This is a genomic window from Thalassospira marina (assembly GCF_002844375.1).
GTDB classification, from domain to species: domain Bacteria; phylum Pseudomonadota; class Alphaproteobacteria; order Rhodospirillales; family Thalassospiraceae; genus Thalassospira; species Thalassospira marina.
This window is the reverse complement of record NZ_CP024199.1, coordinates 2,117,525-2,144,364: the sequence shown is the minus strand read 5'-3', so window position 1 is coordinate 2,144,364 and position 26,840 is coordinate 2,117,525. Positions and strand designations below refer to the sequence as shown.

Below are 26,840 nucleotides of genomic sequence, written 5' to 3'. Positions count from 1 at the left end.
TCAATACCGCCCCAAAAGACCAGGAGCCTGTACTATGAGCGATGTTGGTGTCGAATTTGTCGTCAATGGTGCCGTTGGCGAAATCCATTTGAACCGGCCCAAAGCCCTGAATGCTCTGACCCTGCCCATGGTGGATGCCATTCATCATCAGATGCGGCTTTGGGAAAAGGATAATGCCATTGCCATCCTGACCATCGAAGGAACGGGTGAAAAAGCATTTTGTGCGGGCGGTGATATTCGCGGGCTTTATGATGCCCGCAAAAATGATGCGCCTGAACTGCTTGATGCCTTTTATCGCCGGGAATATCAGCTTAACCATTATATGTCAGTTTATCCCAAGCCCTGTATTGCGTTGTTGGACGGGATTGTGATGGGCGGTGGTGTTGGTGTTTCGATCCATGGGCGGTATCGCGTTGTCACCGAAAAAACCATGTTTGCGATGCCTGAAACGGGTATCGGTTTTTTCCCCGATGTTGGCGGCGGCTATTTTCTGCCGCGCTGCCCTGGTGAAATCGGGATGTATCTTGGCCTGACGGGCGCGCGCCTGGCGGCGGCGGATTGTTTGTATTCCGGTATTGCAACTCACGGTGCCCAAAGCGTTGATGTTCCAAGCCTAAAATCCACACTTGCTACGATAGATTTTTATAAAAACGGCAAGGATTACGGCGCTGTTTGCACCGTTGTGGAAGGCGTTCTTGATCAATATTCCCACGATCAGGGTGATGCCGCACTGGCAGGCCAACAAAACGAGATTGATGCCATATTCGCCGGTGATACCCTGATCGATGTGTTGAAAAAACTTGAGGAAAATGGATCGGAATTTTCAAATAATGCGTTGAAAATGCTTAATTCAAAATCACCAATGGCATTGGCGGTTACTTTTAAACAGATACGTGAAGGCGCAGGATTTGATTTGGCCGAAGACCTTAAAATGGAATTCCGCCTGAGCCAGCGTATGGTTGAAAAGCCCGATCTGTTTGAAGGCGTACGTGCGGTCATTGTTGATAAGGACCACAACCCGCGCTGGGCCCAGGGCGATGTTGGCCAGGTTGACCCGCGTGATGTGGATGCTTTTTTTGCGCCTTTACCTGCAGCCCGGGAATTGGCGATATAATCCGATCATAACGAAAATTATGCCGGCTCCTTTGGTGCCCGGCATCTTGCGAACAAATAAAACCGGTATGCGCCGGACCATCAGAGGAGACGTTAGAAATGGCAAAAATTGGGTTTGTCGGACTGGGCAATATGGGCGGGCCAATGGCCGCCAACCTTGTGCGCGCCGGACATGAAGTAAAGGTGTTTGACCTGTCGACAGAAGCGGTAAAGGCCGCTGTTGAAATTGGCGCAACCGCCGCCACATCATTGGCGGATGCCGCCACCAGTGTTGATGCTGTTGTGACTGTTCTTCCGGCTGGAAAACACGTTTTGGGAGTTTATGACGGGGCAGAAGGGCTTCTTGCCAATGCTGCGGCCAATACGCTGTTTATTGATAGCTCGACCATTGAAGTTGATGCCGCCCGCAAAGCAGCCGAACTGGCAAAGGCAAAAGGCATGCGCGCAGTTGATGCGCCAATTTCCGGTGGTGTTGCTGGTGCAACCGCCGGGACCCTTACCTTTATGGTTGGTGGCGATGCGGATGCCTTTGCAACGGCAGAGCCGATCCTTCAGGCGATGGGAAGCAATATTATTCATGCCGGCGACAGCGGGGCCGGGCAGGCGGCCAAGATTTGCAATAACATGATCCTGGGTGTGAGCATGATCGCCGTTTCCGAGGCCTTCATGCTGGCAAAGCGTCTTGGCGTGGATGCGCAGAAACTGTTTGATATTTCGTCAAAGGCATCTGGCCAGTGCTGGTCACTTACCAGCTATTGCCCTGTGCCGGGCCCTGTGCCGACGTCACCGGCCAACCGCGATTATCAGCCGGGGTTTGCGGTTGATATGATGCTGAAAGATTTGAAGCTGGCACAGCAGGCATCGGCCGCGGCTAATGCAACAACCCCGATGGGGGCGCTCGCCGAAAGCCTTTATGCAATGTATAGCGCCGGTGGCAATGGTGGCCGTGATTTTTCGGCAATTGTCAAAATGCTTGATGGCGAGTAACGCAACTTTTTAAGCTTGCATTGCCGTTTGACAGCATAAATCACTATCACGATGCGGAGGATTTCGGTCCTCCGCATTTTTTATGTCCAGATTCGGAGGATTTGGTAGTATCCTTGTCGCTATACCAAGTTATACTGATGCTTGGGGATGTGGATAAATTAGGGTTCCAGAATTAACCATGGCGCCAACTTCTTCTAAAAATCGTGAAATATACATTGAATTCAAACAGGTAGGCCAATATCTGCGCTGCACGGCTATTGATTCAGTGACCGGAAAGGAAGTAACCGTCGCCGGGCCTGTATCGCGCAATCCAGAGCAGTTAAAGCGGGTTGCGGTACAAAAACTTGAATACATTTTGAATAAGGAATAAAATATACAATATTGGAACAGTTGGTTATTTCACCTTTGTGGTAAAAAATTCTACCCGGGAGTGGGAAAACGGGAGAATCAACCAATTTTCCAAACACGCTTGCAGCCTTCGACCACATGTGTCTAAGGTTCCAATCGTAAATCGCGTTTTCGGACCCAGAACCACAAAAGAATGGTCGCGTCCGGGAACTTAAAAGCGGGGGTACCCCGATAACAAAAAGACGGAGGCTGCGGAGGTTTGCGAGGGGGCAATGGGGAGATGGGTTCTTACCCAAAAACATTTGTATATCCTTGTTCTTTGCCTGCGGCCTTGCTGTCGAGGACGGCGTTTGTCTGTGCCAAATCTAAGGTTGAGCAATGGATTGGGCTTATTTTTTACAACAATTGATCAATGGATTGACGCTTGGCGCCATTTATGGCCTCATCGCGATCGGTTACACGATGGTCTATGGCATCATCGGCATGATCAACTTCGCGCACGGCGAAATTTATATGCTGGGCGCCTTTCATTCCCTGATTACGTTCCTGATTTGTCAGGCGGCGGGAATTAGCGGCATTCTGCCGTTAACACTTCTTTTGATGCTGGTCGTCTCCATGGTGATGACCTCGGTTTATGGCTGGGGCGTCGAACGTATCGCCTATCGGCCATTGCGCGGGTCCTTCCGTCTGGCAGCACTTATTTCTGCCATCGGGATGTCGATCTTCCTGCAGAACTTTGTTCAGATCGCCCAGGGCGCACGCGTCAAACCGATGCAGCCGCTCATTCATGGTGGGATCACGCTTATGGAAAGCCCGGACTTCAACGTCCAGCTCAGCTATATGCAGATCATCATCATCGTTCTGACCTTTGTTCTGATGGTTGTTTTCTCGACCCTGATCGCCAAAACCTCGCTTGGTCGTGCGCAGCGTGCCTGTGAACAGGACCGCACCATGGCAGGCCTGCTTGGCATCAATGTCGACCGCACCATTTCAACCACCTTTGTCATGGGCGCAGCCCTTGCCTCGGTCGCCGGGATGATGGTGACGCTGTATTACGGCGTTATCGATTTCTATATCGGCTTCCTTGCCGGGGTTAAGGCGTTTACTGCTGCCGTGCTTGGCGGTATTGGCTCGTTGCCGGGCGCAATGCTTGGCGGTTTGCTGATCGGCCTGATTGAATCCTTCTGGTCGGGTTATCTCACCATTGAATACAAGGATGTCGCAACATTCGGCATTCTGGTTCTGGTGCTGATCTTCCGTCCGTGGGGCCTTCTGGGCAAGCCGGAGGTGGAGAAAGTCTGATGTCGTCTTTGCTTACATCTTCGCGCATCACCCCGGCCGAGATTGCCAAGGAACTTGCGTTCTTTGCTGTCCTTGCCGTCATGATGTCGATCATGATCCTGGGTGTTGAAACGGTTGACCGGCCAACAGGCCTGGAACTGGCATTGCGCTGGGACCTGGTTGTTCTGGCCATCATCTCAACTGTTATTGGCCGCCTCGCACTGATCATTCGTCGCGAACACATTTCCCGTCTGATCCAGGCGGTGCTTATTGTGGTTTCGGCGCTGCTGGTGTTTGAAATGTTTGTGCGGTTCCGCGATCTTGATGATCGCTGGGTAGCACCGGTTACTTTTGATATGGCCTTCCAAAGTGTCACCAGTGTCATCGTCTTTATTGCGATGCTGGCTGTTGTCTTTGCGATTGCCTATTTTTCGGCTTCAACCAAACGTGTTGTGACCGAAGAAGAAAAAAGCAACGGCTTTTCGGCCCGCCTGCAGGTGGCATACCGCACCAACACCAAGAAAATTGGTGTTGTCGGCATTCTCTTCTTCTTTGCCTTTCCGCTGCTCTTTGGCGAAAACCGCTCTGCCATCGACCTTGCAACTCTGGTTATGATTTACATCATGCTGGGTTGGGGCCTGAACATTGTGGTTGGTCTGGCCGGTCTTCTTGACCTAGGTTATGTCGCCTTTTACGCGGTTGGTGCCTATTCCTATGCCCTGTTGTCCCAGCATTTCGGCCTGAGCTTCTGGCTCTGCCTGCCGATGGCCGGTATCTTCTCGGCAAGTTTTGGCATCATCCTTGGTTTCCCGGTTCTGCGTCTGCGTGGTGACTATCTTGCCATCGTGACACTGGGCTTTGGGGAAATCATCCGCGTGGTGCTGATCAACTGGTACAATCTTACCGGTGGCCCGGATGGCATTGCCTCGATCGAGCGTCCTAGCTTCTTTGGTCTGGCCGATTTTTCGCGTCGGGTACCGGAAGGGGTGACAAGCTTCTCCGATCTGTTTGGCATCGATTATTCGTCCATGCACCGCCTGATCTTCCTGTATTACCTGATCCTTGTTCTGGCACTGGTGACAAACTTTGTGACCATGCGCCTGCGCAAACTGCCGATCGGTCGTGCATGGGAAGCGCTGCGTGAAGACGAAATTGCCTGCCGTTCGCTCGGTATCAATCCGACCAACACCAAGCTTTCGGCTTTTGCCATTGGCGCAATGTTTGGCGGCTTTGCTGGCGCGTTCTTTGCAACCCGTCAGGGCTTCATCAGCCCGGAAAGCTTCACCTTCCTTGAATCTGCCGTGATCCTGGCCATCGTTGTTATGGGCGGTATGGGCAGCCAGATCGGGGTGGTGCTTGCTGCCATCGTCATGATCGGTTTCCCGGAAATGTTCCGCGAACTGGCCGAATATCGCATGCTGATTTTCGGGGCAGGGATGGTTGCCATCATGTTGTGGCGTCCGCGTGGTCTGTTGTCTTTCCGTGACCCGACGATCCTGCTGAATATGAGCAAGAAAGAAAAAGTTGCCGGAGAAAAGTCATGACCGACAACAAATTGCTTGAAGTCGAACATCTAACCATGCGTTTCGGCGGGCTGGTTGCCATTGATGACCTGTCATTTACGGCAAACAAGCGGGAAATCACGGCAATTATCGGCCCGAACGGGGCCGGTAAAACCACGGTGTTTAACTGCCTGACAGGCTTTTATGTGCCGACCGAAGGCCGACTGACCCTTCAAGCCAATGACGGGCCGCGTCTTTTGGAGCGCACCGAAGGTTTCCGTATTTCGCGAAACAACGGTGTGGCACGTACCTTCCAGAACATCCGTCTGTTTACCGGCATGACCGTCCTGGAAAACCTGATTGTCGCCCAGCATAACCGGCTGATGGACGCATCGATGTTCTCGATCGCCGGCCTGTTCAACCTTGGTCGTTACGCCAGCGCAGAAAAAGAAGCCCTGGAACGTGCGAAATTCTGGTTGAACAAAACCGGTCTGTACGAATTTGCAGACTGGAATGCTGGCAACCTTGCCTATGGTAACCAGCGCCGTCTTGAAATTGCCCGTGCAATGTGTGTCGAACCGTCACTGCTTTGCCTTGACGAACCGGCCGCAGGCCTCAACCCGCGTGAATCTGCGGAATTGAACCTGCTGTTGCAGAGCATCCGTGACGAGCAGGGCATCGGCCTTCTGCTGATTGAGCACGACATGAGCGTGGTCATGCAGATTTCCGACCATGTGATCGTGCTCGATTACGGCAAGAAAATTGCAGACGGTAACCCCGACGCCGTGAAGAACGACCCGGCGGTGATCCGTGCGTATCTTGGTGAAGAAGAAGATGACGACCTTCCGCCGGAAGTCGCCAGCGACCTTCACCTTGATCCGAAGGCGCAGTGAGGGAGACGTCGATATGACCATGTTGAAGATTGAAGGTGTACATACCTTCTACGGTAATATCGAAGCCCTCAAGGGCATTGATATGGAAGTCAATGAAGGCGAAATTGTCACGCTCATTGGTGCCAATGGCGCGGGCAAGACAACCCTTCTGATGACATGCTGTGGCTCGCCGCAGGCAACCAAGGGCCGCATCCTGTTTGAAGGCAACGACATCAGCCGTATGCCGACACACGAGATCTGCCAGCTCGGCATCCAGCAGTCGCCGGAAGGACGCCGCATTTTCCCGCGCATGTCGGTTTATGAAAACTTGCAAATGGGCGCCTGTACGCAGGATCCCAAGCATTTCGATTCAGACCTGGAAATGGTGTTTGACCTGTTCCCGCGTCTGAAGGAACGCATCAGCCAGCGTGCGGGTACCATGTCGGGCGGCGAGCAGCAGATGCTGGCAATCGGTCGCGCCCTGATGGGCCGTCCGCGCCTGCTTCTGCTCGATGAACCGTCACTTGGTCTGGCACCCCTGGTGGTAAAGCAGATTTTCGAGACCATTGAAAAGATCAACCGGGAAAACAAGGTTACTGTTTTCCTTGTTGAACAGAACGCCTTCCACGCGTTGAAACTGGCGCATCGTGGCTACGTTATGGTCAATGGCAACATTACCATGTCGGGCGGCGGCGCTGAATTGCTGGCAAACCCTGAAGTGCGCGCTGCGTATCTTGAAGGCGGACACTAGGAGAAAGCGTGATGGAAGCAATTACCGGTACCAGCATTGGCGTTACCATCGGAATTACGATTATCCTGATGGGGTTCTGCGCCCTGATGACCGGGCAGGCGGTCGCCAATACCTGGCGGCCTGCCGGGCAGCTTGTTCCTTATTCGATCCTGCTTGGGGCGACTTCCCGATTTTTGGGATTTGCGCTTTTTGGCGGTGAACTGCTGTCTTTGTCCGGCTTCATTTTTGATACGGTCATTCTGTTTGCGATTGCCATGGTTTCATTCCGCATTGTGCGGGTGAACAAGATGCTGACCCAGTATCCGTGGTTGTACGAACGTGTTGGCCCGTTTGCCTATCGATCCCGCGAAGGGGTTGAATAAAAAGAATTTTTCACCAGTGTTGCAGTGCAAACTTTTTGTTGGTGAAGAATGGATTTGTACTATTGCACACCCGAAACGGGATGCTAGAGTACCAGGAGATGGAACCGGTAAATGGGCACAAATAACCAGGCCGGTTTCATATCCTAAAAGATGGTTCTGGCATGGTGTCGGGACCAACCTTTGGAACAGGGAGACTTCTCTTATGTCGAAAACCAAGCTTGGCCTTCTGGCAACTGCATCTGCGCTTGTCCTGTCGATGGGGGCGGCAAAGGCTGACATCACCATTGCAACCGTTGGCCCGATGACCGGTCCTTACGCTGCTTTTGGTGAACAGATGCGTCAGGGTGCATCCAAGGCGGTTGAAGATATCAACGCAGCCGGTGGTGTTAACGGTGAAAAGCTGGTTCTGGAAATCGGCGATGACGCTTGCGATCCGAAGCAGGCTGTTGCTGTTGCCAACCAGCTCGTCAGCAAAGACGTTGCTCTTGTCGCTGGTCACTTCTGCTCGGGTTCTTCGATCCCGGCATCGGAAGTGTACAACGAAGAAGGCATCATCCAGATTTCTCCGGCTTCGACCAACCCGCAGCTGACCGACCGTGGTCTGGACAACGTGTTCCGCGTTTGCGGCCGTGACGACCAGCAGGGTGAAGTTGCCGGTAAATATCTTGCTGAACATTATGGCGACAAGCGTATCGCCATCGTTCACGACAAACAGGCTTATTCCAAAGGCCTCGCTGACGAAACCAAGAAAAACCTGAACGCTGCTGGCGTTAAGGAAATCATGTACGAAGCGATCACCCCGGGTGAAAAAGACTATTCTGCCCTCGTGACCAAGCTGAAATCTGAAAACATCGACGTGTTGTATTACGGTGGTTACCACACCGAACTCGGCCTGATCGTTCGTCAGATGCGCGCTCAGGGCATGGACACCCAGGCGATCTCCGGCGACGCGCTGAACTCGCTTGAATACTGGTCGATCACTGGCGATGCCGGTGCAGGCACCATGTTCACTGCTGGTCCGGCTCTTGAAAAAGACCCGCGCAACGCTGACCTCGTCAAATACTTCGAAGGCAAAGGTTACAAGCCGGAAGGTTACACCCTCTACACCTATGGTGCGATCCAGGCTTGGGCACAGGCTGTTACCAAAGCCGGCTCGACCGACTTTGAAGCCGTTACCAAAGAACTCAAGAGCGGCGACAGCTTTGACACCGTTCTTGGCTCGATCTCCTTCGACTCCAAAGGCGACGTTGCAGCTCCGGGTTACGTTTTCTACAAATGGGAAAACGGCAGCTACGACTATGCTGACTAATGTCGGCTGATCATTTCTGATCATGAACTGGCCCGGTGCATTTGCGCCGGGCCTTTTCGTTTGTGGGGCAGGTGTGGGGTAGGGGCCGGGCTGTGTATTTATGGCACCGCTTGAACAAGGGTGCTTTCGTTAAATATTTGAATTTACTGATATTTGAAAATCAATAAAACTGACTGGTATTCAGTTAAGCCAAAATAAAAGGCAAATATTTCCTGGAATAACCCTAAATAAAAAGGCGCCCGCAAAATTGGGGCGCCGTTTTAATGTCGGAACGTTCAGTAACGACCGAAAAATCCTGAAAAATCAGTCTGCTTTGCGGCCAAGGCCAATCTTTTTCGCGAATTGCGAACGCTGTTTGGCATAATTCGGCGCAACCATCGGGTAATCTGCCGGCAGGCCCCATTTCGCGCGGTATTCTTCCGGCGTCATGTTGTATGTGGTACGCAGATGCCGCTTGAGCATTTTCAGTTTCTTGCCATCTTCAAGGCAGACGATATAGTCATCACCAATGGATTTCTTGACCGGAACGGCTGGTTTCAGCGGTTCTTCTTCCTCGATCTCCTCGACGCCGCGCAGATCTTCAAGCGAACGGAAAGTGGTCGTGATCAGCTCGGGAAGCTGCGTTGCTGCAAGGGCATTGTTGCTCACATAGGCTGAAACAATGTCGACCGTCATTTGCAGCAGTTCATCACGATCAAAGGCGTCGTTAGTCAGGTCATTCATTTTTTCTTGTGTCCTTGAACCGGTTCCCAATTGCCGCAAGCAATGCAGCCTATAGGACATATAATCAACAATCACGTTTGTTCAATAATGGCGAAAAGATATGACTCAAACGTTATATTTTATGCTTAACAAATAACATTAATTCAAACAAACGTACAGTCGTATAGTTCACAATCGAAACCTCGCGTTTCACATCTGTCGCTCAATAGTAGATTTTTGTTCACTAGTTGAAAAATCGTTCATCGAATTCGTTATTTATTTTGTCTTCGGCGCGACTGACGGGAAAATATCTTTGTGAAAAACAATCTAGTCGAAATATCGCTAGTCAAACTGCAGGTTCGCACGTGATGCATGGCAGAACTCACGCCAATCCGTGCTACTGCGCGTTGGCAGGGGGATAGCGATGTGCTAAAAGGCGCTCAAATTTTCTTGTCAGTTTGAAAAGGGCGCTGAAAATGTCGGCCAAAACCATTGCGATTGCTGCCGATCATGGCGGTGTCGACCTTAAAGCCTTGATCGTCGCACAACTTTCCGAACAGAGTTATGAAGTGCTCGATCTCGGCACGGATGGCTCTGCCTCGGTCGATTATCCCGATTATGCCTACGCTGTTTGCAAAACCATCATCGATGGCAAGGCCGAAAGCGGCATTCTCGTTTGTGGTTCGGGCATTGGCATGAGCATCGCCGCCAACCGTTACCCCGAAATTCGCGCAGCCCTGGTTCATGACCGTCTTTCGGCCGAACTGTGCCGCCAGCATAACAATGCCAATGTTCTCTGCCTTGGCGCACGCCTTCTGGGTGTTGCCGTCGCGCAGGATTGCGTAAACGCATTCGTATCAACAGCATTCGAAGGTGGCCGCCATCAGGGCCGCATCGACAAGCTGTCATCCCCCGAATAATCGAATTTGCCGCATGGCACGCACCAGGGCTTCCGGGCTCTATATTTTCCGTTTTATCGAAAGGCTTTCGAATGTCTTTTAACGGCTTCTTTTCCACCGGCCTGTCGGATGCTGATCCGGCGCTGTTCAAATCGGTTGCTGATGAACTTGACCGTCAGAAAAACCAGATCGAACTGATCGCATCTGAAAACATCGTTTCCAAGGCAGTGATGGAAGCACAGGGTTCTGTGCTGACCAACAAATATGCCGAAGGTTACCCATCGCGCCGTTATTATGGCGGTTGTGAATATGTTGACGTTGCCGAAGAACTGGCAATCAACCGTGCAAAAGAGCTGTTTGGCTGCGAATTCGTCAACGTTCAGCCGCATTCGGGTGCACAGGCCAATGGTGCTGTTATGCTGGCACTGCTGCAGCCGGGTGATACCGTTCTGGGTATGTCGCTTGATGCCGGTGGTCACCTGACCCATGGCGCACGTCCGGCTTTGTCGGGCAAATGGTTTAACGCCGTTCAGTATGGTGTTCGCGAACAGGACTTCCTGATCGATTATGATCATGTCGAAGCCCTGGCTGTTGAACATAACCCGAAACTGATCATTGCCGGTGGTTCTGCCATTCCGCGTCAGATCGATTTCAAGCGTTTCCGCGAAATCGCCGACAAGGTTGGTGCCTATCTGATGGTTGATATGGCCCATTTCGCCGGGCTGGTTGCCGGTGGCGTACATCCGAGCCCGCTTCCCTATGCTGATGTTGTGACCACCACCACGCACAAAACCCTGCGTGGTCCGCGTGGCGGCATGATCCTGTCGAACAATCTGGAAATCGGCAAAAAGATCAATTCTGCCGTGTTCCCGGGTCTGCAGGGTGGTCCGCTGATGCATGTGATTGCGGCCAAGGCTGTTGCCTTTGGTGAAGCGCTGCGTCCGGAATTCAAGTCCTATGCCCAGCAGGTGGTTGATAATGCCCGCGTTCTGGCGGACGTCCTTCAGTCGCGTGGCTTTAACATTGTCACCAACGGTACTGATACCCATCTGATGCTGGTTGACCTGCGTCCGAAGGGCCTGAAAGGCAACATCGCTGATGTGGCGCTGGAACGGGCAGGGATCACGTGTAACAAAAACGGTATCCCGTTTGATACCGAAAAGCCGACTGTCACTTCCGGTATTCGTCTGGGCACCCCGGCGGGCACCACGCGCGGATTTGGCACCGAAGAATTCAAACTGATCGGCAAGCTGATTGCCGATGTTCTTGATGCCCTGGTTGACCAGCCGGAAGGCGATGCCGAAGTTGAAGCTTCGGTTCGCGCCCAGGTTCAGGACCTTTGCAATAAGTTCCCGATCTATAGCTGATTTCTCTGAAATATAGCGAGAACAGACAATGCGCTGCCCGTTTTGTAGTCACGACGATACCCAGGTAAAGGACTCCCGTCCGACCGAAGAAAACCACGCCATTCGCCGGCGCCGGTTTTGTCCGGCCTGTGGATCGCGATTCACCACATTTGAACGTGTTCAATTGCGGGAATTGATGGTGGTGAAAAAAGACGGGCAGCGTGAACTTTTCGACCGCGACAAACTGGCGCGGTCCATTTTTCTGGCGTGTCGCAAACGCCCGATCGAGGATGAACGCGTTGAAAAGGCCCTGAACGGCATTCAGCGCCGCCTTGAAAGCAGCGGCGAAAGCGACATTACAACCGATACAATCGGCGGCATCGTGATGGAGGCCCTAAGTGCGCTTGATCAGGTTGCCTATGTTCGTTATGCGTCGGTTTACAAGGATTTCTGCGAAGCCAAGGATTTTGAGGCTTTTGTAGAAAACATGCAAGACAGCGAAGAAACATCGGAACAGTAACCATGGCCGGGGCAAGCTTTAGCGACGATGACCGGCATTTCATGCGGGTTGCCCTGAGCCTTTCGCAACGCGGTCTGGGCAATGTCTGGCCCAATCCGGCTGTTGGCTGTGTTATTGTATCTGCCAGTGGTGAAATCGTTGGCCGTGGCTGGACCAAACCGGGCGGTCGCCCCCATGCTGAACGTGTCGCACTTGATCAGGCGGGTGAAAATGCGCGTGGTGCAACGGCCTATGTCACCCTGGAACCCTGCAGCCATTTTGGCAAATCCCCACCTTGCGCACTTGGCCTGATCGAGGCTGGTGTTTCGCGCGTTATCAGCGCGCTTGAAGATCCGGACCCCCGTGTTTCTGGCCGTGGACATCAAATGCTGCGCGATGCAGGCATTGTTGTCGAAACTGGCCTTCTTGCCGCCGAGGCCCATGCCCATAATGCCGGCTTTTTGCTGCGCGTGACAGAAGACCGGCCGTTGATTACCCTTAAACTTGCTGGCAGCCTTGATGGCAGGTCAAGTCTGGCCAATGGTGCCAGCCAATGGATTACGGGCAGCAGGGCGCGCGAAAAAGGGCATTATTACCGCGCCAATCACGATGGCATCCTCGTTGGGGCCAATACCGTCATTGCCGATAATCCCGATCTTCGCTGCCGCATTGCCGGGCGTGAAAACCATTCGCCCGTGCGGGTGATTTTGGATCGAACTGTTCAGGTATCGCCAGATTGCAAATTGGCGCAATCAGCGCAGGAAACGCCGACCTGGCTGGTGGTGGCTTCGGGCGAAGAATCGCGTGCCGAGAAGATTTTTGCAAAAACAGCAGTAAAAGTGCTGTCAGCCCGATGCGCAGACGGGCATTTTGACCTACATGACGTAATGCATGTGCTTGCGAAACAGGGGCTTACACGCATTCTTGTCGAAAGTGGCGGCAAGCTTGCTGCGGCCCTTTTGCAGCATAAACTGATAGACCGGATTATACATTTTCAGGCACCTGGCATTATTGGCGCTGATGGACACGGGATTATTGCGCAACTGGGATTGCAAAACCTGGACCTGATGCAGCGCTTCAAGCGCCGATCTTCTGAAAATGTAGGTCAGGATTATTTGATAAGTTACGATAAAATAACGGATTAATTTATATGTTTACTGGCATCATTACCGATATCGGCACGGTTCGCAGCATCGAAAAAAAGGGTGATACCCGCTTCGAATTCAACACGGCCTTTGATACATCAAAAATTGATCTGGGCGCTTCCATTGCCTGTAGCGGTGCCTGCATGACGGTTGTTGAAAAGGGTGAGGGCTGGTTTGCGATCGAGGCATCCGCCGAAAGCCTGTCTCTTACGACAATGGGCGCACTCGAAGTTGGCAGCCGGGTTAATCTTGAACAGTCACTTCGTATGGGTGACGAGCTTGGCGGGCATATCGTTTCGGGCCATGTTGATGGTGTCGCAACGCTGACAGCATTGCATCCCGAAGGCGATTCCATGCGTATGACCTTTGAGCTGCCCGAAGAATTTGGTCGTTATGTTGCCCGGAAGGGATCGATCACCCTTGATGGTGTTTCCCTGACTGTAAACGAGGTTGATGGCAACAGCTTTGGGATCAATGTAATTTCGCATACACAGACCCATACCACGCTGGGCGGCCGCAAGGTTGGTGATCGTTTCAATTTTGAAATCGATATGCTTGCCCGATATGTTGCCCGCATGGTTGGAAAGGACTGATCACAATGCCGCACCGTCATTTGTCGCCGATTGAGGAAGTCATTGAAGAAGCCCGCAACGGCCGCATGTTCATCCTTGTTGATGATGAAGACCGTGAAAATGAGGGTGATCTGGTTATTCCCGGTCAAATGGCAACGCCCGAGGCCATCAATTTCATGGCAACGCATGGCCGTGGTCTGATTTGCCTGGCGCTTGAATCCGCCCGCTGTGATCATTTGGGGCTGTCCTTGATGACAGCATCGAACGGCACGCGCCATGAAACCGCTTTCACCGTATCGATCGAGGCAAAAACCGGCGTTACGACCGGCATTTCCGCACCGGACCGTGCGCGCACCATTGCCGTTGCTATTGATCCGACGGCCAATCGCCATGATATCGTGACGCCTGGCCATGTTTTTCCGTTGCGTGCGCGCAATGGCGGCGTTCTCGTCCGTGCTGGCCATACCGAAGCATCGGTTGATATTGCGCGTTTGGCGGGGCTTAATCCGTCGGGCGTGATCTGCGAGATCATGAATGACAATGGCGAAATGGCCCGGTTGCCTGAGCTTGTGGAATTCGCCAAAAAGCATGATCTGAAAATTGCCCAGATTGCCGATTTGATCCGCTATCGCCGCAAGCATGAAAAGGTCGTGCAGCGCAAGGCAACCACCCGGATCGAAAGTGTGCATGGCGGCGAATTTGACCTGCATCTGTTTGTAAATACCCTGAATTACGCCGAACATATTGCGCTGACCAAAGGTGACATTACCGATGGCGCGCCGGTATTGACGCGCGTGCATGCTCTTAATGTGCTTGATGACGTACTGGGCGACCGGCAAACCGGGCGTGGGGGCGAGCTGCATGCCGCAATGAATGCCGTTGCCGAAGAAGGCAGGGGTGTTATTGTTCTTATTCGCGAGGCGCGGGCAAACAGCCTGTCAAATGCCGTTGCGGGCATTATTGACCATCATGGCGGTGATGGTTCGGCGCTGCGTGAAGATATAGCGGGTGCAGACTCGGTAGAGCCCGACCTTCGGGACTATGGGGTAGGTGCCCAGATTTTGCATGATTTGGGGGTGCGAGATATGATTCTGCTCTCAAACACCAAACGTCACATCGTAGGGCTTGACGGATTTGGTCTAAATCTGGTTGATCAGCGTCCGCTTTGCGTCTCGGAGGAAAAATGAAAAGCAGTAGTTCCCCGCACATCCTGATTGTTGATGCGCCATATTATACCCATATCGTCGAAGATCTGGTTAAGGGTGCTGCCAGCACGCTTGAAGCGGGCGGGGCAACCTGGGACCGTCTTTCCGTCAGTGGTGCCTTCGAGGTGCCGATCGCGATCCGCTATGCCGTTCAGTCGATGAACGAACTGGCAACCGGCCCGCGTTATGATGGTTACCTGGCCCTTGGCTGTGTGATCCGGGGTGAAACCACGCATTACGATCATATCTGTAACGAAGCCAACCGGGCGCTGATGCAGCTTTGCCTGGATTATAACCTGGCTGTTGGCAACGGTATTCTGACCGTTGAAAACGAAGCCCAGGCTCTGGCACGTGCCCGTGCAGATGAAAAGAACAAGGGCGGCGAGGCTGCCAATGCTGTTCTTCGCATGATCGAAGTTCAAAACCATTTTGGAATACATCACAAGTAATGACCGACAAATCCAAACCTTCCATTGCCCAGCGGCGTAGTGCCGCCCGTTTTGCCGCCATCCAGGCGCTTTACCAGGCTGACCTGTCTCAGGCAGGGGCAGGGCGTGTTGTGCAGGAATATTCCGAATTCCGCCTTGATGGACAGGGGCAGCGCGACCTGGACGAGCCGAACGAAAACCTGATCGATCCGGATCGTGGCTTTTTTGCCGATCTGGTGCAGGGCGTTGAAAACCGCCTGGCCGATATCGATGCACTGATTGATGGCGCCCTTGAGAAGGGCTGGACCACCAAGCGTCTGGAATCGGTTCTGCGCAGCATCATGCGGGCTGGTACGTATGAACTGATGATGCGCGAAGATGTACCGATGCGCGTTGTCATCACCGAATATGTTGATGCCGCACATTCGTTTTTCGACGAAAACGAACCGCGCCTTGTCAATGCGGTGCTGGACCGTATCGGCAAATCGCTGCGTCCGCTTGAAGCAAACAAGGAGTGAGCTGTGCAGCGATCAGGCGAATTTGAGCTGATCGCGCGCTACTTCACACCGATTGCCCGTCGTTCGGCGGCATCGTTGGGGTTAACCGACGATGCCGCCATTTTTTCGCAAAATCCCGGGCAAAGCTGTGTTGTCACGTGCGATGCATTGGTCGCGGATGTGCATTTCCGCGCCATTGATGCCCCGGAAACCATTGCGCGCAAGGTTTTGCGCGTCAATCTGTCCGATATTGCCGCGATGGGCGCCCGTCCGACGGGCGTTGTGCTGACCTGTGGCTATAACCGGGATTTGCCCGAAGACTGGATCGTTGCCTTCGCTAGGGCCTTTGGCGAGGATTGCGCCCACTGGCAAGTCGACTTGCTGGGGGGCGATACCGTGTCGACTCCCGGTCCAAGCTTTTTCAGCCTGACAGCAATGGGCGAAGTCCCGGCGGAAAACGCTTTGCGACGGGATCAGGCAAAACCAGGTGACGTCGTTGCCGTAACAGGAACGCTGGGCGATGCTGCCCTGGGGCTGGCGATTTTGCAGGACCGGGTGATCATCGCCGATCCCGCCCATCAGGACTTTCTGACGGATCGCTATTGGCTGCCGCAACCCAGGCTTCAGATCGGCCTTAAGGCGTCATCACTGGGCAGTCGTATTGCCGCGATGGATATTTCCGATGGTCTTGCCGGTGATATTCGCAAAATTACCACTGCGTCCAATGTCGGTGTGATTCTGGATCAGGCCGCGATTCCGCTTTCTGCTGCGGGCAGGGCTGCCACCATGCAGGATGCCATAACCTGGCAACAGGTCCTTGCTGGCGGTGATGATTATGAATTGCTGCTATGTGGGGACGCCGATGATATCGCCCGTCTGGGAGATGATGTTACCGTCATCGGTACGGTGACTGATCAGAAAGATCAGGTTCTCATCCGTGGGCTGGATGGCAAAATGGCCGAACTCGCCAAGGGCGGATTCGACCATTTTTCAAAATCTTAGGATTGATACTTAACCTTTGTTATGGGGTTAAGTGTCGTCCTTATTTCGCAGTTTCGGTAAAGCGGCCAAGGTTGCCAAACAGCTGCTGGAGAATCGTCAGCTCGCGGCCGGCGGTCGGCGTGACGCGGTCGCTGGGTTCAACCGGCTTGCCATCTTCAAGATGATATTGTTTCACCAGATCCACCCGGTTTGCCGCATCAAAGCTGACAACGATGACTTCCTGTTTGGTGACTTCGGGCTCGAAAAACGCCATGGTTTCGACCTGGCGCGAAATATAAAGCCACACATTCGGGTCGAATGTCGCAACGCTGGAAGGTGTACCCAGAAGGTCGGTCACATCGCCCTTGGTTGACTGGCCAACCTTGATTTGGGCAAGGTCATCGGGTTCGGGCAAATTGCCGCGATTGGAAATCTGCGGGCTGCAGGCAGCAAGATAGGCGGCGGTTAAACCGGCGACGAATAAAAAGGTAAAGCGCTTTATTCTTGAATGCATTGAACCCACCGGATCGATCCGCTTGTTGACGTCTTAAATGAATTGCCTTGAGTTTCAGCGCAGAGCGCATGATATTGCCGGGCAATAGAACGGGACGTTACGTCCCGGAAATTTCAAGGCATTCTGCTTGCCGTGGCGCGAATGTCAACGAAGGAGTGGTAAGTTGTTTGGCTGGTTAACAAAAAAAGGCAAAAATCTTAATTCTGCCTATGCGTTATATACCGCTTTGGTAACCCAGGCACGCCAACCCGCGTTTTACCTTCAGGGCGGCGTCGCCGACACCAAGGAAGGCCGTTTTGACCTGATTCTGGTTCATGCCTTTATGTTGTTTCGCCGCCTGAAAGGCAGCCCTGCACAAAAAGAACTTGCCCAGCAGGTGTTTGATGTGATGTTTGCAGACCTTGATCAAAGCATGCGGGAAATGGGGATCGGTGATGTCGGTATCCTCAAGCGCATCCGTAAAATGTCTGAATCCTACCACGGGCGCATTGTCGCCTATGAAGAAGGTGTTCAGACAGGGGATGACAGCCTCGCCAGTGCTTTGGACCGAAATCTTTTTGCAGATACGCAGGCAACACCCGTGCAGCTTTCTGCCATGACGTCTTATGTTTTTACCGCGCTGGACCATCTCTCGACCCTCGATGACGATGCATTGCTGCGTGGTGAAGTATCTTTTCCGGCGCCGCCATATGATGCAGCCGGACAGTAAAAAACCGCAAAGAAAAGAGCTTACGTAATGTCTGAAAATCTGACGCCGGAATTCTCGCGCATTGTAAAAGTGCATGAGCTGACCGCCAAGAAAACCACCCACGATATTGAAGCAAGTGCTGCCGAGCGCGCGGCGCTTGCTGATCGTTTCGAGCTGATCAGCATCGAAAAGCTGGTTGCAAAACTGACGCTGACGGTTGCCGGTAATGGCGAAGTCACCGTGCGTGGGCCGCTGCATGCGGACATAACCCAGCGCTGTGTTGTCTCGCTTGAGCCGGTTCCTGAAACCGTCGATGATGAAATCGAAGTTCTTTATTCCCCGCATGTCAGCGAGGAAAACCTTCCTTCAACTGCCGATGACCTTGAAGGTCTTAGCGAAGAAGAACTGATGGCGCTGCTGGACCAGCCTGAACCCCTGACCGATGGCATGATCGATCTGGGCGAGGTGGCATCACAGTTCCTGGCAATTTCGATGGATCCCTATCCGCGCAAGGAAGGTGTCGATATCGATGAATTTGCCGAGGAAGAGGAAGTTGAAGAAAAGCCGAACCCGTTCGCCAAACTGGCAGTCCTCAAGGATAAATTGGAAAACAAGAACTAAAGCTTCTGATGCTTTACCTTGTGCCGAAACGGAATTTCCGGTAATTACGGGCTTTCCGGGCGTATCTCGCTGAACCGCGGCGCAGACCGGTTTCGCGGCGGTTACGTTTTCCTGCATATAATGTTCAAAACAACGACAAGAGAATACATTGCCTGAACAGGTTCGCATTTCACTTGACGCGATGGGGGGAGACCACGCGCCCGACATGGTCGTCGCGGGGGCTGAAATCGCGCTTAAACGTTTGCCGCATTTGAAGTTTTTAATGTATGGCGATCAAGCGCGGATCAAACCGCTTCTGGACAATTGCCCTGAACTGGCTGCTGTAACCGAGATCCGTCATGCGACGCAGGAAGTAACGATGGACGATAAACCGTCCGTTGCCCTGCGTCAGCGTCGTGACTCCAGCATGCGTCTGGCGATCAATGCCGTAAAAGAAGGCGACGCCCAGGGTGTCGTTTCGGCCGGGAATACCGGCGCGCTGATGGCAATGGCAAAGTTTGTTCTCAAAACATTGCCGGGAATTGATCGTCCCGCCATTGCAACTTATATGCCGACCCAGCGTGGTGAAACCATCATGCTTGATCTTGGCGCCAATATTGAATGCAACGAAGATAACCTGGTGCAGTTCGCCCTGCTTGGCGAGGTTTTTGCCCGTGTTCTGTATGGCATTGAAAAACCGTCTGTCGGTTTGCTCAATGTTGGTATCGAAGAACTCAAGGGTAATGAATCGGTTAAAAAGGCCGCATCGATTTTGCGCGAAATCGATTTGCCCATCCAGTTTGCCGGCTTTGTCGAGGGCGATGACCTGGCAAAGGGAACTGTTGATGTGATCGTGACCGATGGTTTTACCGGGAACGTTGCCCTGAAAACGGCCGAAGGTACGGCGCGTTTGCTGGTGCATTTTCTGCGTGAAACCTTCCGCAGCTCGTTCTGGGCGAAAATCGGTTATCTTTTGGCCCGTCGTTCCCTGCAGCGTTTCCGCGAACGTATGGACCCGCGCCGTTATAATGGTGCGATGCTGCTTGGCCTCAATGGTATCGCGGTCAAAAGCCATGGCGGCACCGATGCCCTTGGTTTTTCAAATGCCATCGGCGTCTGTCACGACCTGATCGCCAATCGCCTGAATGAAACGATCAAGGCGGAAATCGCCTCGTTCGAGGCAGAAATGTCGAAGGCCGAGGCCAAAAACCCTGACAATGTGCCGGAAGATACCGCACAATAATCCCTTGTTTAAACTTTCGCAGATTGGCAGTTCATCATCATGACAATTCGTTCGCGCATCCTTGGTTGCGGTTCCTATCTTCCTTCGAATGTGGTGACCAACGAAGAGCTTTCGCGTCGTGTTGATACGACCGATGAATGGATTGTCGCACGCACCGGTATTCGCCAGCGCCATATTGCGGCAGAAGGCGAAACCACCAGCGATCTGGCCTATAATGCGGCCATTCGCGCGATGGAACATGCAGGTGTGGTTGCTGCTGATATCGACATGATCATTGTCGCAACGGCAACACCGGATAATACCTTTCCGGCAACGGCGACCAAGGTTCAGCATCGTCTTGGTGTTGTTGGTTTTGCCTTTGATGTGCAGGCAGTTTGTTCGGGTTTCGTCTATGCCCTGACCACGGCGGATATGTATATTCGCAATGGCCAGGCCAAAACGGTTCTTGTGATCGGGGCTGAAACTTTCTCGCGTATTCTGGACTGGGAAGATCGCACCACCTGTGTTCTGTTTGGTGACGGGGCCGGGGCTGTTGTGGTTCAGGCGTGTGAAGGCACAGGTACAATTGCCGATCAGGGTATCCTGGCATCGCGTCTGCATTCCGATGGCAGCAAATATGAACTGCTTTATGTTGATGGCGGCCCGTCTTCAACCCAGACGGTTGGCCATTTGCAGATGGAAGGTCGAGAAGTTTTCCGTCACGCGGTGACCAATCTGGCGTCGGTTATTCGTGAAGTCCTTGACGATACCGGCATCAGTGAAGAACAGATTGACTGGCTGGTACCACACCAGGCCAATCAGCGTATTCTTGATGGCACGGCGCGCAAATTTGGCATTTCGCCGGAACGCGTTGTAGTAACGGTTGACCGTCACGCCAATACATCGGCAGCGTCCATTCCCCTTGCACTTAGCGAAGCGGTGCATGATGGACGCATTAAACGCGGTGATATCGTTGTTCTTGAAGCAATGGGTGGCGGTTTTACCTGGGGTGCCTCGCTGGTTCGCTGGTAAAACTTTTATCTGTTTGATATGCCGAAAAATGCGGATTTTGGGAAAAATTATTGAAAATCAATGATTTGGCCAAAAAAGTGCAACTTTCCGCCACAATCGCGTGTATCCTATTGATATTGACTGGTTTAGCCACCAATTATAACCTTGTGTTCATTGCCCTGTTATGAGGAGGCGGTCTGCATGTCGGAAACAACGGTTACCCGCGCCGATCTAGCCGAAGCGGTCTATCAGGAAGTCGGCCTGTCGCGAAATGAATCTGCCCAGTTGCTGGAAACAGTGCTGGATGAAATCTCCAGTGCGCTGATCCGCGATGAAGTTGTTAAAATTTCGTCGTTCGGCAGTTTTTCTGTCCGCAGCAAAGGCGAACGTATTGGCCGCAACCCGAAAACGGGTGAAGAAGTGCCGATCCTGCCGCGCAAGGTACTGGTTTTCAGGCCGTCACAGGTTCTTAAATCGCGCATTAACGCATAATTACGAATAAACGCGATCAATGAAAAATGAATTGGGGGAAACGGCGAAAAATCGCCGTACCGTAAAATCTGACTCTGCTTTTAGAACCATCAGCGAGGCTGCAACCGAGCTGGGATTGCAGCAACATGTGCTGCGGTTCTGGGAGCAGAAATTTCCGCAAATCAAGCCGATGAAACGGGCAGGTGGTCGCCGCTACTATCGCCCGGACGATATCGAATTCCTGAAAGGTATTCGCGCGCTTTTGCATGATCAGGGTTACACCATCAAGGGTGTGCAAAAACTGATCTCGCAAAATGGCGGTACCTTGCCGGGCGGTATGGTGGCGGATTCCGGCGCGGATATTCCCGCTGATAATGCCTATGCTGATTCTGCGGAGCAACCGGCCGCGCAAGCGACCCCTGGTGATGCCATTGATGTTGTTTCAGATTCGCCGAAAAATGCGATGGATCGGCAATCTTTGATGAACCTTCTGGGCGAACTGGAAGGGATGCAATCGCTTTTACGGACTGCCCTGCAGGAAGTGAAAAAAAATCCATAAAAACTATTTGCGTCTTGGGCGTGGCGGGGCTATGTATCTGTCCGCGCCGCAAGGCGCACATCGGTCGGAGCGTGGCGCAGCCTGGTAGCGCACCTGCATGGGGTGCAGGGGGTCGGAGGTTCGAATCCTCTCGCTCCGACCAATACTTCTAAAAGATTTGAAATATCAGTAACCTGCACCAATACTTGGCGCGGGTTTTTTGTTGTTTTGATCAAACCTGGTAGGGCCGGGTCCCGGCAGGTCAGTCTTTGATGACACTGCGTCCATCGTCGGTGATTTTGCACACCAGCCAGTCGGGCTTTAACGGGTTGGCAAACCATGGTTCGGCCCAGCCGCGATCAATGCAGGCCTGAATGGTTTTTGCCGATACCTGCTTTCCCTGTTCATCAAATAGCGGCAGTTTGCCTCCGGGTTGCGTCAGGCCGCGTTTAAGCCAGTTTTTCTGAGTGCTGGTTGGTTTTGTCGCCCTTGCTGCTGGCATGATCAAAACTCCCTTATTTGCGTGTTACGCAGGGTGCGTACATGGCAATGATATATGGTAATAACCAGCCATAAAGTCTTGCCGAATTTAACCGAAAGGGCAACCACCATGACCGAGGGCAAAATACAGGCAGCCGCAATTGAAATGGTCATCGCCTATATCACGGTGCCGGATCTGGAATGCGCGCGCAAAATTGCCCATTCCGCAGTTCGCGTCCGGCTGGCCGCCTGCGCCAATATCGTACCAGCCATGATATCGGTTTATGAATGGAATGGCGAAATCGAAGAAGGCAGCGAAACCATTTTGCTGCTGAAAACCCGAAAGGACATCTTTGCGCAATTACAGGCGCATGTTCTTGCCATTCATCCTTATGATACGCCCTGTATTTTGGAAATGCCGCTAGGTCGTATTAATGATGGCTATGCAAGCTGGTTACGCAGTCAGGTGGGTTGAATGCGCCTGCCTGGCTGACAGAAATTTGAGGGGCAAATGCGCGATCATATTGTTGCGCCGCGCCATCGCCGACAATAGGATAGGGGCCTCAGTGATAAAAGAAGTGACACAATGAATCATTTAACCAAACTGGTCCTGGAAATGGGCCCGCTGGTCCTGTTTTTTGCGGTGAACAGCATTACCCATGACCTGATGACGGCAACGCTGGTTTTTGTCGTGGCCACTGTCGTTGCGCTTGCTGTGTCTTTCCTTATTAATCGCACCATCCCCATAATGCCGCTGATTGGCGGATTTTTTGTTATTATTTTCGGTGGGTTAACCCTGTATCTTCAGGATGAACTTTTCATCAAAATCAAGCCGACCATCGTTAATCTGATGTTTGCTGCCATCCTGTTTGGCGGCCTGGCAATGGGTAAGCTGTTTTTGAAACTGGTTCTGGAATCCGCATTTCAGGCAACAGATGAAGGCTGGCGTATCCTGACCTGGCGCTGGGGCCTGTTTTTTGTTGCCCTTGCTATTGCTAACGAGGTCGTCTGGCGTAATTTCGGAACCGATTTTTGGGTAACCTTCAAGGTTTGGGCTGTAACGCCCATCACCCTGCTGTTTGGCTTTGCACAGGTGCCGGTGATCCTGAAGCATCAATTGCCCGAAGAAGACAGCGCGGAAGCCTGATTAAAACAGATTTCCAGTTAGACATGCGAAAGGCGGGCATTGCGGCCCGCCTTTGGTGTTTTTCGGATATTGTGCTGTCTTTGCTGGTTTTATGCCTTGCGGGGCAGGGCGATGCTGGCGGCGGCCTGTGCGGCAATGCCTTCTTCGCGGCCAGTAAAACCAAGGCGTTCAGATGTTGTCGCCTTCACATTGACCCGGTCAATATCGATTGCCAGGATATCAGCAATCGCCTGGCGCATTGCCGTTGTGTGCGGGCCGATTTTGGGGCGCTCGCAAATCAGCGTTACATCAACATTCACAATTCGCCCGTCGCGCTGTGCGACAAGGTCGGCGGCATGTTTCAAGAACTGGTCGGATGCGGCACCTTTCCATTGCAGATCACTGGGCGGAAAATGCTGGCCGATATCGCCAGCGGCAATCGCGCCCAAAATGGCATCGGTCAGGGCATGCAGGCCAACATCGGCATCTGAATGGCCTTCAAGCCGGGCTTTGTGTGGTACTGAAACCCCACATAACATGCACGCATCACCCGGTGCAAAACGGTGCACGTCAAATCCGGTGCCAGTGCGGTATTCTTCTGCGATCATGGTTTCATCTTTCCGGGAATTTTTGCTGGTCTGCTGGTCGCTGAAATGCTCGCCCAGGCGGGCAAGGTCATCGCGCCGCGTAATTTTGTCGTTCCGTTCGCTGCCCGCCACACATTTAACGGCAATGCCCATCTGTTCCAGCAGGCTGGCATCATCGGTCATTTCCTGGCCTTCAAATTTGGTGTGGGCCCGCAAAATGGTTTTAAAATCAAATCCCTGTGGTGTTTGCGCACGCATCAGGGTATCGCGCGCAATGGTTCGCAAAATCGCCTTGTCATCATCGCATTGCTTGATCGTGTCGTGCACGGCAATGCCGGGGATCGCACCTTTATATTTATCAAGCGCACCCAGAACTCGAAAAATCACATCATGGTCAATACCGGGGCGGGCGGCATCGTGGATCAATACATAGTCGGGGCTGGCATCCTGCAGGGCGCGCAGGCCATTTAAAACCGATTGCTGACGTGTGGCGCCGCCAGGAACAGTCGGGCGTAACATGCCGCTATCCACCAGGTCCTCAATTGCAAGATCAAGGTGGTGCTGGTGAGCCGGGTTATGAACAATCTGAATGTGGTTTGGTGGGCAAAGCTGCATAAACGCCTCGACGCAATGGCGCAGAAGCGTTTTGTCACCTATGTGATGATATTGTTTTGGCAGCGGATCGCCAAATCTGCTACCGCTACCGGCAGCGACGATGACAACCGAGATTTTTTTGTTCATAAACGATATATGCTCACATCAATGAAGTGGGCGACAAGCTAACTTTACCAACCCCGTTTGCCAAGTCGGCAAATTGATGTTCTGTTGCCAGCAACCATTCTGGACATTCCTGCATGTTCGCCACCGCCATCCACATTCTGTCCCTTTTGCCGCTAACGGCCCAGATCATGCGGCGCGAACCGCAGCGTGATTTCTGGTTTTATGCATCCATCGGGCTTGGAATTGTCGGAACTATCGCAGTGTTAAGCCTGACAGGCGAGGCTGTTCAATCGCGCGGGTTTTCGGCGGCACTGCACTGGTCTGAACTGACGGTCCTGTTTGTGTTTGGCGGTGTTGCAACCTGTGTGCTGCATCAACAAGTTTGGCGACTGGGCGGATATGTTGGGGCCTATCTGATCCTGTTTGGTGTTGTTGCTGCCATTTTCGAGGCAATTGACGGTGCGGCCCCCGGCCAGGTCGAGGCCGAGGTGCTGTATTCCGCCTGGCTTTGGGTGCATATCGGAACATCATTGATCACCTATGCGCTGGTCACAATCGCGGCCATCGCCGCCATGGCCTATGTCGTGCAGGAAAATGCCCTTAAAAACCGTCGTCCCAATCGCTGGAGCCGCCGTTTGCCGCCTTTGCGCGATAGCGAACAAATGCTGGTCAGCTATCTTAAATGGTCGGCCTGGGTGCTTGTGGTGGGTATTGTCACCGGATTTGCCCTGCGCCAGATCGAAGGCACGGCTTTATGGACCATTGACCATAAAATGCTGCTGACCCTGTTGGGCTTCGCCGTGATTTGCACATTGATATGGATCCATGAACGTTCCAGTCTGCGCGGGCGCATGGCGGTGCGGTTTGTGCTGGGCGCATGGTTGCTGCTGACACTGGCATTCCCCGGTGTGCGCTTTGTAACGGTCTTTCTTCTGGGTTAAAAACGGGCAATTTTGCAGCGTTTTCACCAATGATCAGACTGTTTCGCTTAGAGTTGTTGCACTCTGCCTTCAGTTTCATTAATCTGCCCAAGTTTTAGGCAATCGGAAGTCCTTCATGTCCTTGCAGATCGGTTCTGTGACCGTGCCGGAAAATGTTGTTCTGGCACCGATGTCAGGTGTTACTGACCTACCATTTCGCCAGCAGGTGCGCCGCTTTGGCGAACATCTTGTCGTGTCTGAAATGATTGCGTCTGATGCCATGACCCGCATCCAGCAGCATCAGAAAGAAGTGCGCAAGATGCACGGCGATTGTGCAGCCGAAAGCCCGCTTTCCGTGCAGCTTGCAGGGACTGACCCGCAGGAAATGGCCGAAGCTGCGAAAATGAACGAAGCCCGCGGCGCCATGATCATTGATATCAATATGGGCTGCCCGGCCAAAAAAGTGACCAAGGGATATGCCGGTTCCGCGCTGATGCGCCAGGAAAAGCTGGCCGCCGATATTATGGAAGCAACCGTGAACGCGGTTAAGGTGCCAGTTACCCTTAAAATGCGCCTGGGCTGGGATGATGATGATCGCAATGCCCCGCGTCTGGCCCGCATTGCCGAGGATTTGGGCATTCAGATGCTGACCATCCATGGTCGCACTCGTTGCCAGTTTTACAAGGGCGAGGCGGACTGGGATGCGATTGCCGATGTGAAAAACGCGGTTTCCATTCCCGTGATTGGCAATGGTGATGTCGTTAGCGAAGAAGATGCAGCCGAACTTTTACGCCGCTCGGGGGCGGATGGCGTGATGGTGGGCCGTGGGGTCCAGGGGCGGCCATGGTTTCTAAACCAGGTTTCCCATTATCTGAAAACGGGGACAAAGCTGCCGTCACCGGGGCTTGAACAGCAGCTTGAAACCATTCTGGCGCATTATGATGCCATTCTGGATCATCACGGGCTGATCCCGGGGTATCGGATCGCACGCAAGCATTTGGGCTGGTATTGCAACGGTTTGCGCGATGCGACTGAATTTCGCCGCACCGTTAATGTGCTGGATGATCCGGTTCAGGTAAAAGATGCGATCCGTGCCTTTTACGAACCAAAAATTGAAACCGAATTACGCGAATGTGCCGCCTGAAATGGCGTCATCATTCGCGA

At 52.9% G+C, this 26,840-nt stretch carries 32 protein-coding genes and 1 tRNA gene; 29 read left to right on the top strand and 4 right to left on the bottom strand.

What is annotated here, in order from left to right; all coding sequences use genetic code 11:
• Positions 1-34: 34 nt before the first annotated feature.
• The 9 genes from CSC3H3_RS09810 to CSC3H3_RS09770 all read left to right on the top strand — a co-directional run bounded on the left by CSC3H3_RS09810 (position 35) and on the right by CSC3H3_RS09770 (position 8,525).
• Positions 35-1,114 (top strand): enoyl-CoA hydratase/isomerase family protein, encoded by a 1,080-nt coding sequence (locus CSC3H3_RS09810; RefSeq protein ID WP_101284713.1) that lies wholly within the window; start codon positions 35-37, stop codon positions 1,112-1,114.
• Positions 1,115-1,212: 98 nt separating this feature from the next.
• Positions 1,213-2,100 (top strand): 3-hydroxyisobutyrate dehydrogenase, encoded by an 888-nt coding sequence (gene mmsB / locus CSC3H3_RS09805; RefSeq protein ID WP_101284712.1) that lies wholly within the window; start codon positions 1,213-1,215, stop codon positions 2,098-2,100.
• Positions 2,101-2,278: 178 nt separating this feature from the next.
• Positions 2,279-2,470, top strand: a complete 192-nt coding sequence (locus CSC3H3_RS09800) for a DUF6898 family protein (protein ID WP_101284711.1) — start codon at positions 2,279-2,281, stop codon at positions 2,468-2,470.
• 356 nt (positions 2,471-2,826) lie between these two features.
• Entirely contained in the window at positions 2,827-3,750 is a 924-nt protein-coding gene (locus CSC3H3_RS09795) for an ABC transporter permease subunit (RefSeq protein ID WP_101269734.1), read from the top strand.
• Positions 3,750-5,273, top strand: a complete 1,524-nt coding sequence (livM, locus tag CSC3H3_RS09790; RefSeq protein WP_215907573.1) for a high-affinity branched-chain amino acid ABC transporter permease LivM — start codon at positions 3,750-3,752, stop codon at positions 5,271-5,273. Before CSC3H3_RS09795 ends, livM begins: the two co-directional genes overlap by 1 nt.
• Positions 5,270-6,124: an ABC transporter ATP-binding protein gene (locus CSC3H3_RS09785; protein ID WP_101284710.1), complete on the top strand. Its 855-nt coding sequence runs from the start codon at positions 5,270-5,272 to the stop codon at positions 6,122-6,124. The genes livM and CSC3H3_RS09785 overlap by 4 nt, the downstream gene beginning before the upstream one ends.
• Before the next feature lie 19 nt (positions 6,125-6,143).
• Entirely contained in the window at positions 6,144-6,854 is a 711-nt protein-coding gene (locus CSC3H3_RS09780) for an ABC transporter ATP-binding protein (RefSeq protein ID WP_101269918.1), read from the top strand.
• Positions 6,855-6,865: 11 nt separating this feature from the next.
• Positions 6,866-7,216, top strand: a complete 351-nt coding sequence (locus tag CSC3H3_RS09775; RefSeq protein ID WP_101269737.1) for a DUF6867 family protein — start codon at positions 6,866-6,868, stop codon at positions 7,214-7,216.
• Positions 7,217-7,418: 202 nt separating this feature from the next.
• Positions 7,419-8,525 carry a branched-chain amino acid ABC transporter substrate-binding protein gene (locus CSC3H3_RS09770; RefSeq protein WP_101269738.1) on the top strand — a complete coding sequence of 369 codons (1,107 nt, stop codon included), beginning with the start codon at positions 7,419-7,421 and terminating at the stop codon, positions 8,523-8,525.
• A 303-nt stretch (positions 8,526-8,828) separates the two neighbouring features.
• Here the strand turns inward: CSC3H3_RS09770 and CSC3H3_RS09765 are convergent, their stop codons facing one another.
• Positions 8,829-9,248: a Ros/MucR family transcriptional regulator gene (locus tag CSC3H3_RS09765; protein WP_101269740.1), complete on the bottom strand. Its 420-nt coding sequence runs from the start codon at positions 9,246-9,248 to the stop codon at positions 8,829-8,831.
• Between the two features lie 455 nt (positions 9,249-9,703).
• On the opposite strand from CSC3H3_RS09765, the gene rpiB reads away from it, so the two are divergent.
• The 9 genes from rpiB (at position 9,704) to thiL (ending at position 16,820) form a co-directional block, all read left to right on the top strand.
• Positions 9,704-10,147: a ribose 5-phosphate isomerase B gene (rpiB, locus tag CSC3H3_RS09760; protein ID WP_101284709.1), complete on the top strand. Its 444-nt coding sequence runs from the start codon at positions 9,704-9,706 to the stop codon at positions 10,145-10,147.
• A gap of 71 nt (positions 10,148-10,218) precedes the next feature.
• Positions 10,219-11,493 (top strand): serine hydroxymethyltransferase, encoded by a 1,275-nt coding sequence (gene glyA, locus CSC3H3_RS09755; RefSeq protein WP_101284708.1) that lies wholly within the window; start codon positions 10,219-10,221, stop codon positions 11,491-11,493.
• 28 nt (positions 11,494-11,521) lie between these two features.
• Complete coding sequence (gene nrdR / locus CSC3H3_RS09750; protein WP_101284707.1) at positions 11,522-11,992, top strand: transcriptional regulator NrdR; 471 nt, start codon at positions 11,522-11,524, stop codon at positions 11,990-11,992.
• Between the two features lie 2 nt (positions 11,993-11,994).
• A complete protein-coding gene (gene ribD, locus CSC3H3_RS09745; RefSeq protein ID WP_101284706.1) occupies positions 11,995-13,116 on the top strand; it encodes a bifunctional diaminohydroxyphosphoribosylaminopyrimidine deaminase/5-amino-6-(5-phosphoribosylamino)uracil reductase RibD in 1,122 nt (373 codons plus the stop codon).
• A gap of 5 nt (positions 13,117-13,121) precedes the next feature.
• The gene (locus CSC3H3_RS09740) at positions 13,122-13,709 is read left to right on the top strand and encodes a riboflavin synthase (protein WP_101284705.1); all 588 of its coding nucleotides are present in this window, start codon (positions 13,122-13,124) and stop codon (positions 13,707-13,709) included.
• A gap of 5 nt (positions 13,710-13,714) precedes the next feature.
• On the top strand, positions 13,715-14,875 hold the full coding sequence (gene ribB, locus CSC3H3_RS09735) for a 3,4-dihydroxy-2-butanone-4-phosphate synthase (protein WP_101269751.1): 1,161 nt from the start codon (positions 13,715-13,717) through the stop codon (positions 14,873-14,875).
• A complete protein-coding gene (ribH, locus tag CSC3H3_RS09730) occupies positions 14,872-15,342 on the top strand; it encodes a 6,7-dimethyl-8-ribityllumazine synthase (RefSeq protein ID WP_101269753.1) in 471 nt (156 codons plus the stop codon). Before ribB ends, ribH begins: the two co-directional genes overlap by 4 nt.
• On the top strand, positions 15,342-15,839 hold the full coding sequence (gene nusB / locus CSC3H3_RS09725; protein WP_101269755.1) for a transcription antitermination factor NusB: 498 nt from the start codon (positions 15,342-15,344) through the stop codon (positions 15,837-15,839). Before ribH ends, nusB begins: the two co-directional genes overlap by 1 nt.
• Positions 15,840-15,842: 3 nt before the next feature.
• Positions 15,843-16,820, top strand: a complete 978-nt coding sequence (thiL, locus tag CSC3H3_RS09720; RefSeq protein ID WP_101284704.1) for a thiamine-phosphate kinase — start codon at positions 15,843-15,845, stop codon at positions 16,818-16,820.
• 40 nt (positions 16,821-16,860) lie between these two features.
• Here thiL and CSC3H3_RS09715 read toward each other — a convergent pair whose 3' ends face one another.
• Entirely contained in the window at positions 16,861-17,313 is a 453-nt protein-coding gene (locus tag CSC3H3_RS09715; RefSeq protein WP_101284703.1) for an outer membrane protein assembly factor BamE, read from the bottom strand.
• Positions 17,314-17,440: 127 nt separating this feature from the next.
• Between CSC3H3_RS09715 and CSC3H3_RS09710 the strand changes: the two genes are divergently transcribed.
• From CSC3H3_RS09710 to CSC3H3_RS09680, 7 genes are all read left to right on the top strand, one after another.
• Positions 17,441-18,022, top strand: coding sequence for a ubiquinol-cytochrome C chaperone family protein (locus tag CSC3H3_RS09710; RefSeq protein WP_245881359.1), 582 nt, complete (start codon positions 17,441-17,443; stop codon positions 18,020-18,022).
• 27 nt (positions 18,023-18,049) lie between these two features.
• Positions 18,050-18,622 (top strand): YceD family protein, encoded by a 573-nt coding sequence (locus CSC3H3_RS09705; RefSeq protein WP_101284701.1) that lies wholly within the window; start codon positions 18,050-18,052, stop codon positions 18,620-18,622.
• Positions 18,623-18,770: 148 nt separating this feature from the next.
• Positions 18,771-19,844, top strand: a complete 1,074-nt coding sequence (gene plsX / locus CSC3H3_RS09700) for a phosphate acyltransferase PlsX (protein WP_101269763.1) — start codon at positions 18,771-18,773, stop codon at positions 19,842-19,844.
• 39 nt (positions 19,845-19,883) lie between these two features.
• Complete coding sequence (locus CSC3H3_RS09695) at positions 19,884-20,855, top strand: beta-ketoacyl-ACP synthase III (RefSeq protein ID WP_101284700.1); 972 nt, start codon at positions 19,884-19,886, stop codon at positions 20,853-20,855.
• 180 nt (positions 20,856-21,035) lie between these two features.
• Entirely contained in the window at positions 21,036-21,326 is a 291-nt protein-coding gene (locus CSC3H3_RS09690) for an integration host factor subunit alpha (RefSeq protein WP_073954467.1), read from the top strand.
• Positions 21,327-21,345: 19 nt separating this feature from the next.
• On the top strand, positions 21,346-21,864 hold the full coding sequence (locus tag CSC3H3_RS09685; protein ID WP_101284699.1) for a MerR family transcriptional regulator: 519 nt from the start codon (positions 21,346-21,348) through the stop codon (positions 21,862-21,864).
• Positions 21,865-21,929: 65 nt separating this feature from the next.
• Positions 21,930-22,006, top strand: a tRNA-Pro gene (locus tag CSC3H3_RS09680).
• 99 nt (positions 22,007-22,105) lie between these two features.
• On the opposite strand, the gene CSC3H3_RS09675 is transcribed toward CSC3H3_RS09680, so the two are convergent.
• Positions 22,106-22,345, bottom strand: a complete 240-nt coding sequence (locus CSC3H3_RS09675) for a hypothetical protein (protein WP_101269769.1) — start codon at positions 22,343-22,345, stop codon at positions 22,106-22,108.
• Positions 22,346-22,453: 108 nt separating this feature from the next.
• Between CSC3H3_RS09675 and cutA the strand changes: the two genes are divergently transcribed.
• Positions 22,454-22,798, top strand: coding sequence for a divalent-cation tolerance protein CutA (gene cutA / locus CSC3H3_RS09670; RefSeq protein WP_101284698.1), 345 nt, complete (start codon positions 22,454-22,456; stop codon positions 22,796-22,798).
• Between the two features lie 111 nt (positions 22,799-22,909).
• The gene (locus CSC3H3_RS09665; protein WP_101284697.1) at positions 22,910-23,470 is read left to right on the top strand and encodes a septation protein A; all 561 of its coding nucleotides are present in this window, start codon (positions 22,910-22,912) and stop codon (positions 23,468-23,470) included.
• 89 nt (positions 23,471-23,559) lie between these two features.
• Here the strand turns inward: CSC3H3_RS09665 and CSC3H3_RS09660 are convergent, their stop codons facing one another.
• The gene (locus CSC3H3_RS09660) at positions 23,560-24,777 is read right to left on the bottom strand and encodes a bifunctional 2-C-methyl-D-erythritol 4-phosphate cytidylyltransferase/2-C-methyl-D-erythritol 2,4-cyclodiphosphate synthase (protein ID WP_101284696.1); all 1,218 of its coding nucleotides are present in this window, start codon (positions 24,775-24,777) and stop codon (positions 23,560-23,562) included.
• 113 nt (positions 24,778-24,890) lie between these two features.
• Here CSC3H3_RS09660 and CSC3H3_RS09655 point away from each other — a divergent pair, with 113 nt between their 5' ends.
• Together CSC3H3_RS09655 and dusB are read left to right on the top strand one after the other, a co-directional pair.
• Positions 24,891-25,697 (top strand): cytochrome C assembly family protein, encoded by an 807-nt coding sequence (locus CSC3H3_RS09655; RefSeq protein ID WP_101269776.1) that lies wholly within the window; start codon positions 24,891-24,893, stop codon positions 25,695-25,697.
• 115 nt (positions 25,698-25,812) lie between these two features.
• Positions 25,813-26,820 carry a tRNA dihydrouridine synthase DusB gene (gene dusB / locus CSC3H3_RS09650; protein WP_101269778.1) on the top strand — a complete coding sequence of 336 codons (1,008 nt, stop codon included), beginning with the start codon at positions 25,813-25,815 and terminating at the stop codon, positions 26,818-26,820.
• Positions 26,821-26,840: the final 20 nt, after the last annotated feature.

Bases quoted from the DNA above. Each gene is read 5' to 3' on its own strand.
- ribB (WP_101269751.1), top strand. From the start codon at position 13,715: ATGCCGCACCGTCATTTGTCGCCGATTGAGGAAGTCATTGAAGAAGCC.
- CSC3H3_RS09795 (WP_101269734.1), top strand. From the start codon at position 2,827: ATGGATTGGGCTTATTTTTTACAACAATTGATCAATGGATTGACGCTT.
- CSC3H3_RS09685 (WP_101284699.1), top strand. From the start codon at position 21,346: ATGAAAAATGAATTGGGGGAAACGGCGAAAAATCGCCGTACCGTAAAA.
- dusB (WP_101269778.1), top strand. From the start codon at position 25,813: ATGTCCTTGCAGATCGGTTCTGTGACCGTGCCGGAAAATGTTGTTCTG.
- nrdR (WP_101284707.1), top strand. From the start codon at position 11,522: ATGCGCTGCCCGTTTTGTAGTCACGACGATACCCAGGTAAAGGACTCC.
- CSC3H3_RS09660 (WP_101284696.1), bottom strand. From the start codon at position 24,777: ATGAACAAAAAAATCTCGGTTGTCATCGTCGCTGCCGGTAGCGGTAGC.
- CSC3H3_RS09780 (WP_101269918.1), top strand. From the start codon at position 6,144: ATGTTGAAGATTGAAGGTGTACATACCTTCTACGGTAATATCGAAGCC.
- ribD (WP_101284706.1), top strand. From the start codon at position 11,995: ATGGCCGGGGCAAGCTTTAGCGACGATGACCGGCATTTCATGCGGGTT.
- cutA (WP_101284698.1), top strand. From the start codon at position 22,454: ATGACCGAGGGCAAAATACAGGCAGCCGCAATTGAAATGGTCATCGCC.
- CSC3H3_RS09765 (WP_101269740.1), bottom strand. From the start codon at position 9,248: ATGAATGACCTGACTAACGACGCCTTTGATCGTGATGAACTGCTGCAA.
- CSC3H3_RS09740 (WP_101284705.1), top strand. From the start codon at position 13,122: ATGTTTACTGGCATCATTACCGATATCGGCACGGTTCGCAGCATCGAA.
- CSC3H3_RS09770 (WP_101269738.1), top strand. From the start codon at position 7,419: ATGTCGAAAACCAAGCTTGGCCTTCTGGCAACTGCATCTGCGCTTGTC.
- glyA (WP_101284708.1), top strand. From the start codon at position 10,219: ATGTCTTTTAACGGCTTCTTTTCCACCGGCCTGTCGGATGCTGATCCG.
- CSC3H3_RS09690 (WP_073954467.1), top strand. From the start codon at position 21,036: ATGTCGGAAACAACGGTTACCCGCGCCGATCTAGCCGAAGCGGTCTAT.
- CSC3H3_RS09695 (WP_101284700.1), top strand. From the start codon at position 19,884: ATGACAATTCGTTCGCGCATCCTTGGTTGCGGTTCCTATCTTCCTTCG.
- CSC3H3_RS09715 (WP_101284703.1), bottom strand. From the start codon at position 17,313: ATGCATTCAAGAATAAAGCGCTTTACCTTTTTATTCGTCGCCGGTTTA.
- nusB (WP_101269755.1), top strand. From the start codon at position 15,342: ATGACCGACAAATCCAAACCTTCCATTGCCCAGCGGCGTAGTGCCGCC.
- rpiB (WP_101284709.1), top strand. From the start codon at position 9,704: ATGTCGGCCAAAACCATTGCGATTGCTGCCGATCATGGCGGTGTCGAC.
- CSC3H3_RS09655 (WP_101269776.1), top strand. From the start codon at position 24,891: ATGTTCGCCACCGCCATCCACATTCTGTCCCTTTTGCCGCTAACGGCC.
- ribH (WP_101269753.1), top strand. From the start codon at position 14,872: ATGAAAAGCAGTAGTTCCCCGCACATCCTGATTGTTGATGCGCCATAT.
- CSC3H3_RS09675 (WP_101269769.1), bottom strand. From the start codon at position 22,345: ATGCCAGCAGCAAGGGCGACAAAACCAACCAGCACTCAGAAAAACTGG.
- CSC3H3_RS09775 (WP_101269737.1), top strand. From the start codon at position 6,866: ATGGAAGCAATTACCGGTACCAGCATTGGCGTTACCATCGGAATTACG.
- CSC3H3_RS09705 (WP_101284701.1), top strand. From the start codon at position 18,050: ATGTCTGAAAATCTGACGCCGGAATTCTCGCGCATTGTAAAAGTGCAT.
- CSC3H3_RS09810 (WP_101284713.1), top strand. From the start codon at position 35: ATGAGCGATGTTGGTGTCGAATTTGTCGTCAATGGTGCCGTTGGCGAA.
- CSC3H3_RS09665 (WP_101284697.1), top strand. From the start codon at position 22,910: ATGAATCATTTAACCAAACTGGTCCTGGAAATGGGCCCGCTGGTCCTG.
- CSC3H3_RS09785 (WP_101284710.1), top strand. From the start codon at position 5,270: ATGACCGACAACAAATTGCTTGAAGTCGAACATCTAACCATGCGTTTC.
- mmsB (WP_101284712.1), top strand. From the start codon at position 1,213: ATGGCAAAAATTGGGTTTGTCGGACTGGGCAATATGGGCGGGCCAATG.
- livM (WP_215907573.1), top strand. From the start codon at position 3,750: ATGTCGTCTTTGCTTACATCTTCGCGCATCACCCCGGCCGAGATTGCC.
- CSC3H3_RS09800 (WP_101284711.1), top strand. From the start codon at position 2,279: ATGGCGCCAACTTCTTCTAAAAATCGTGAAATATACATTGAATTCAAA.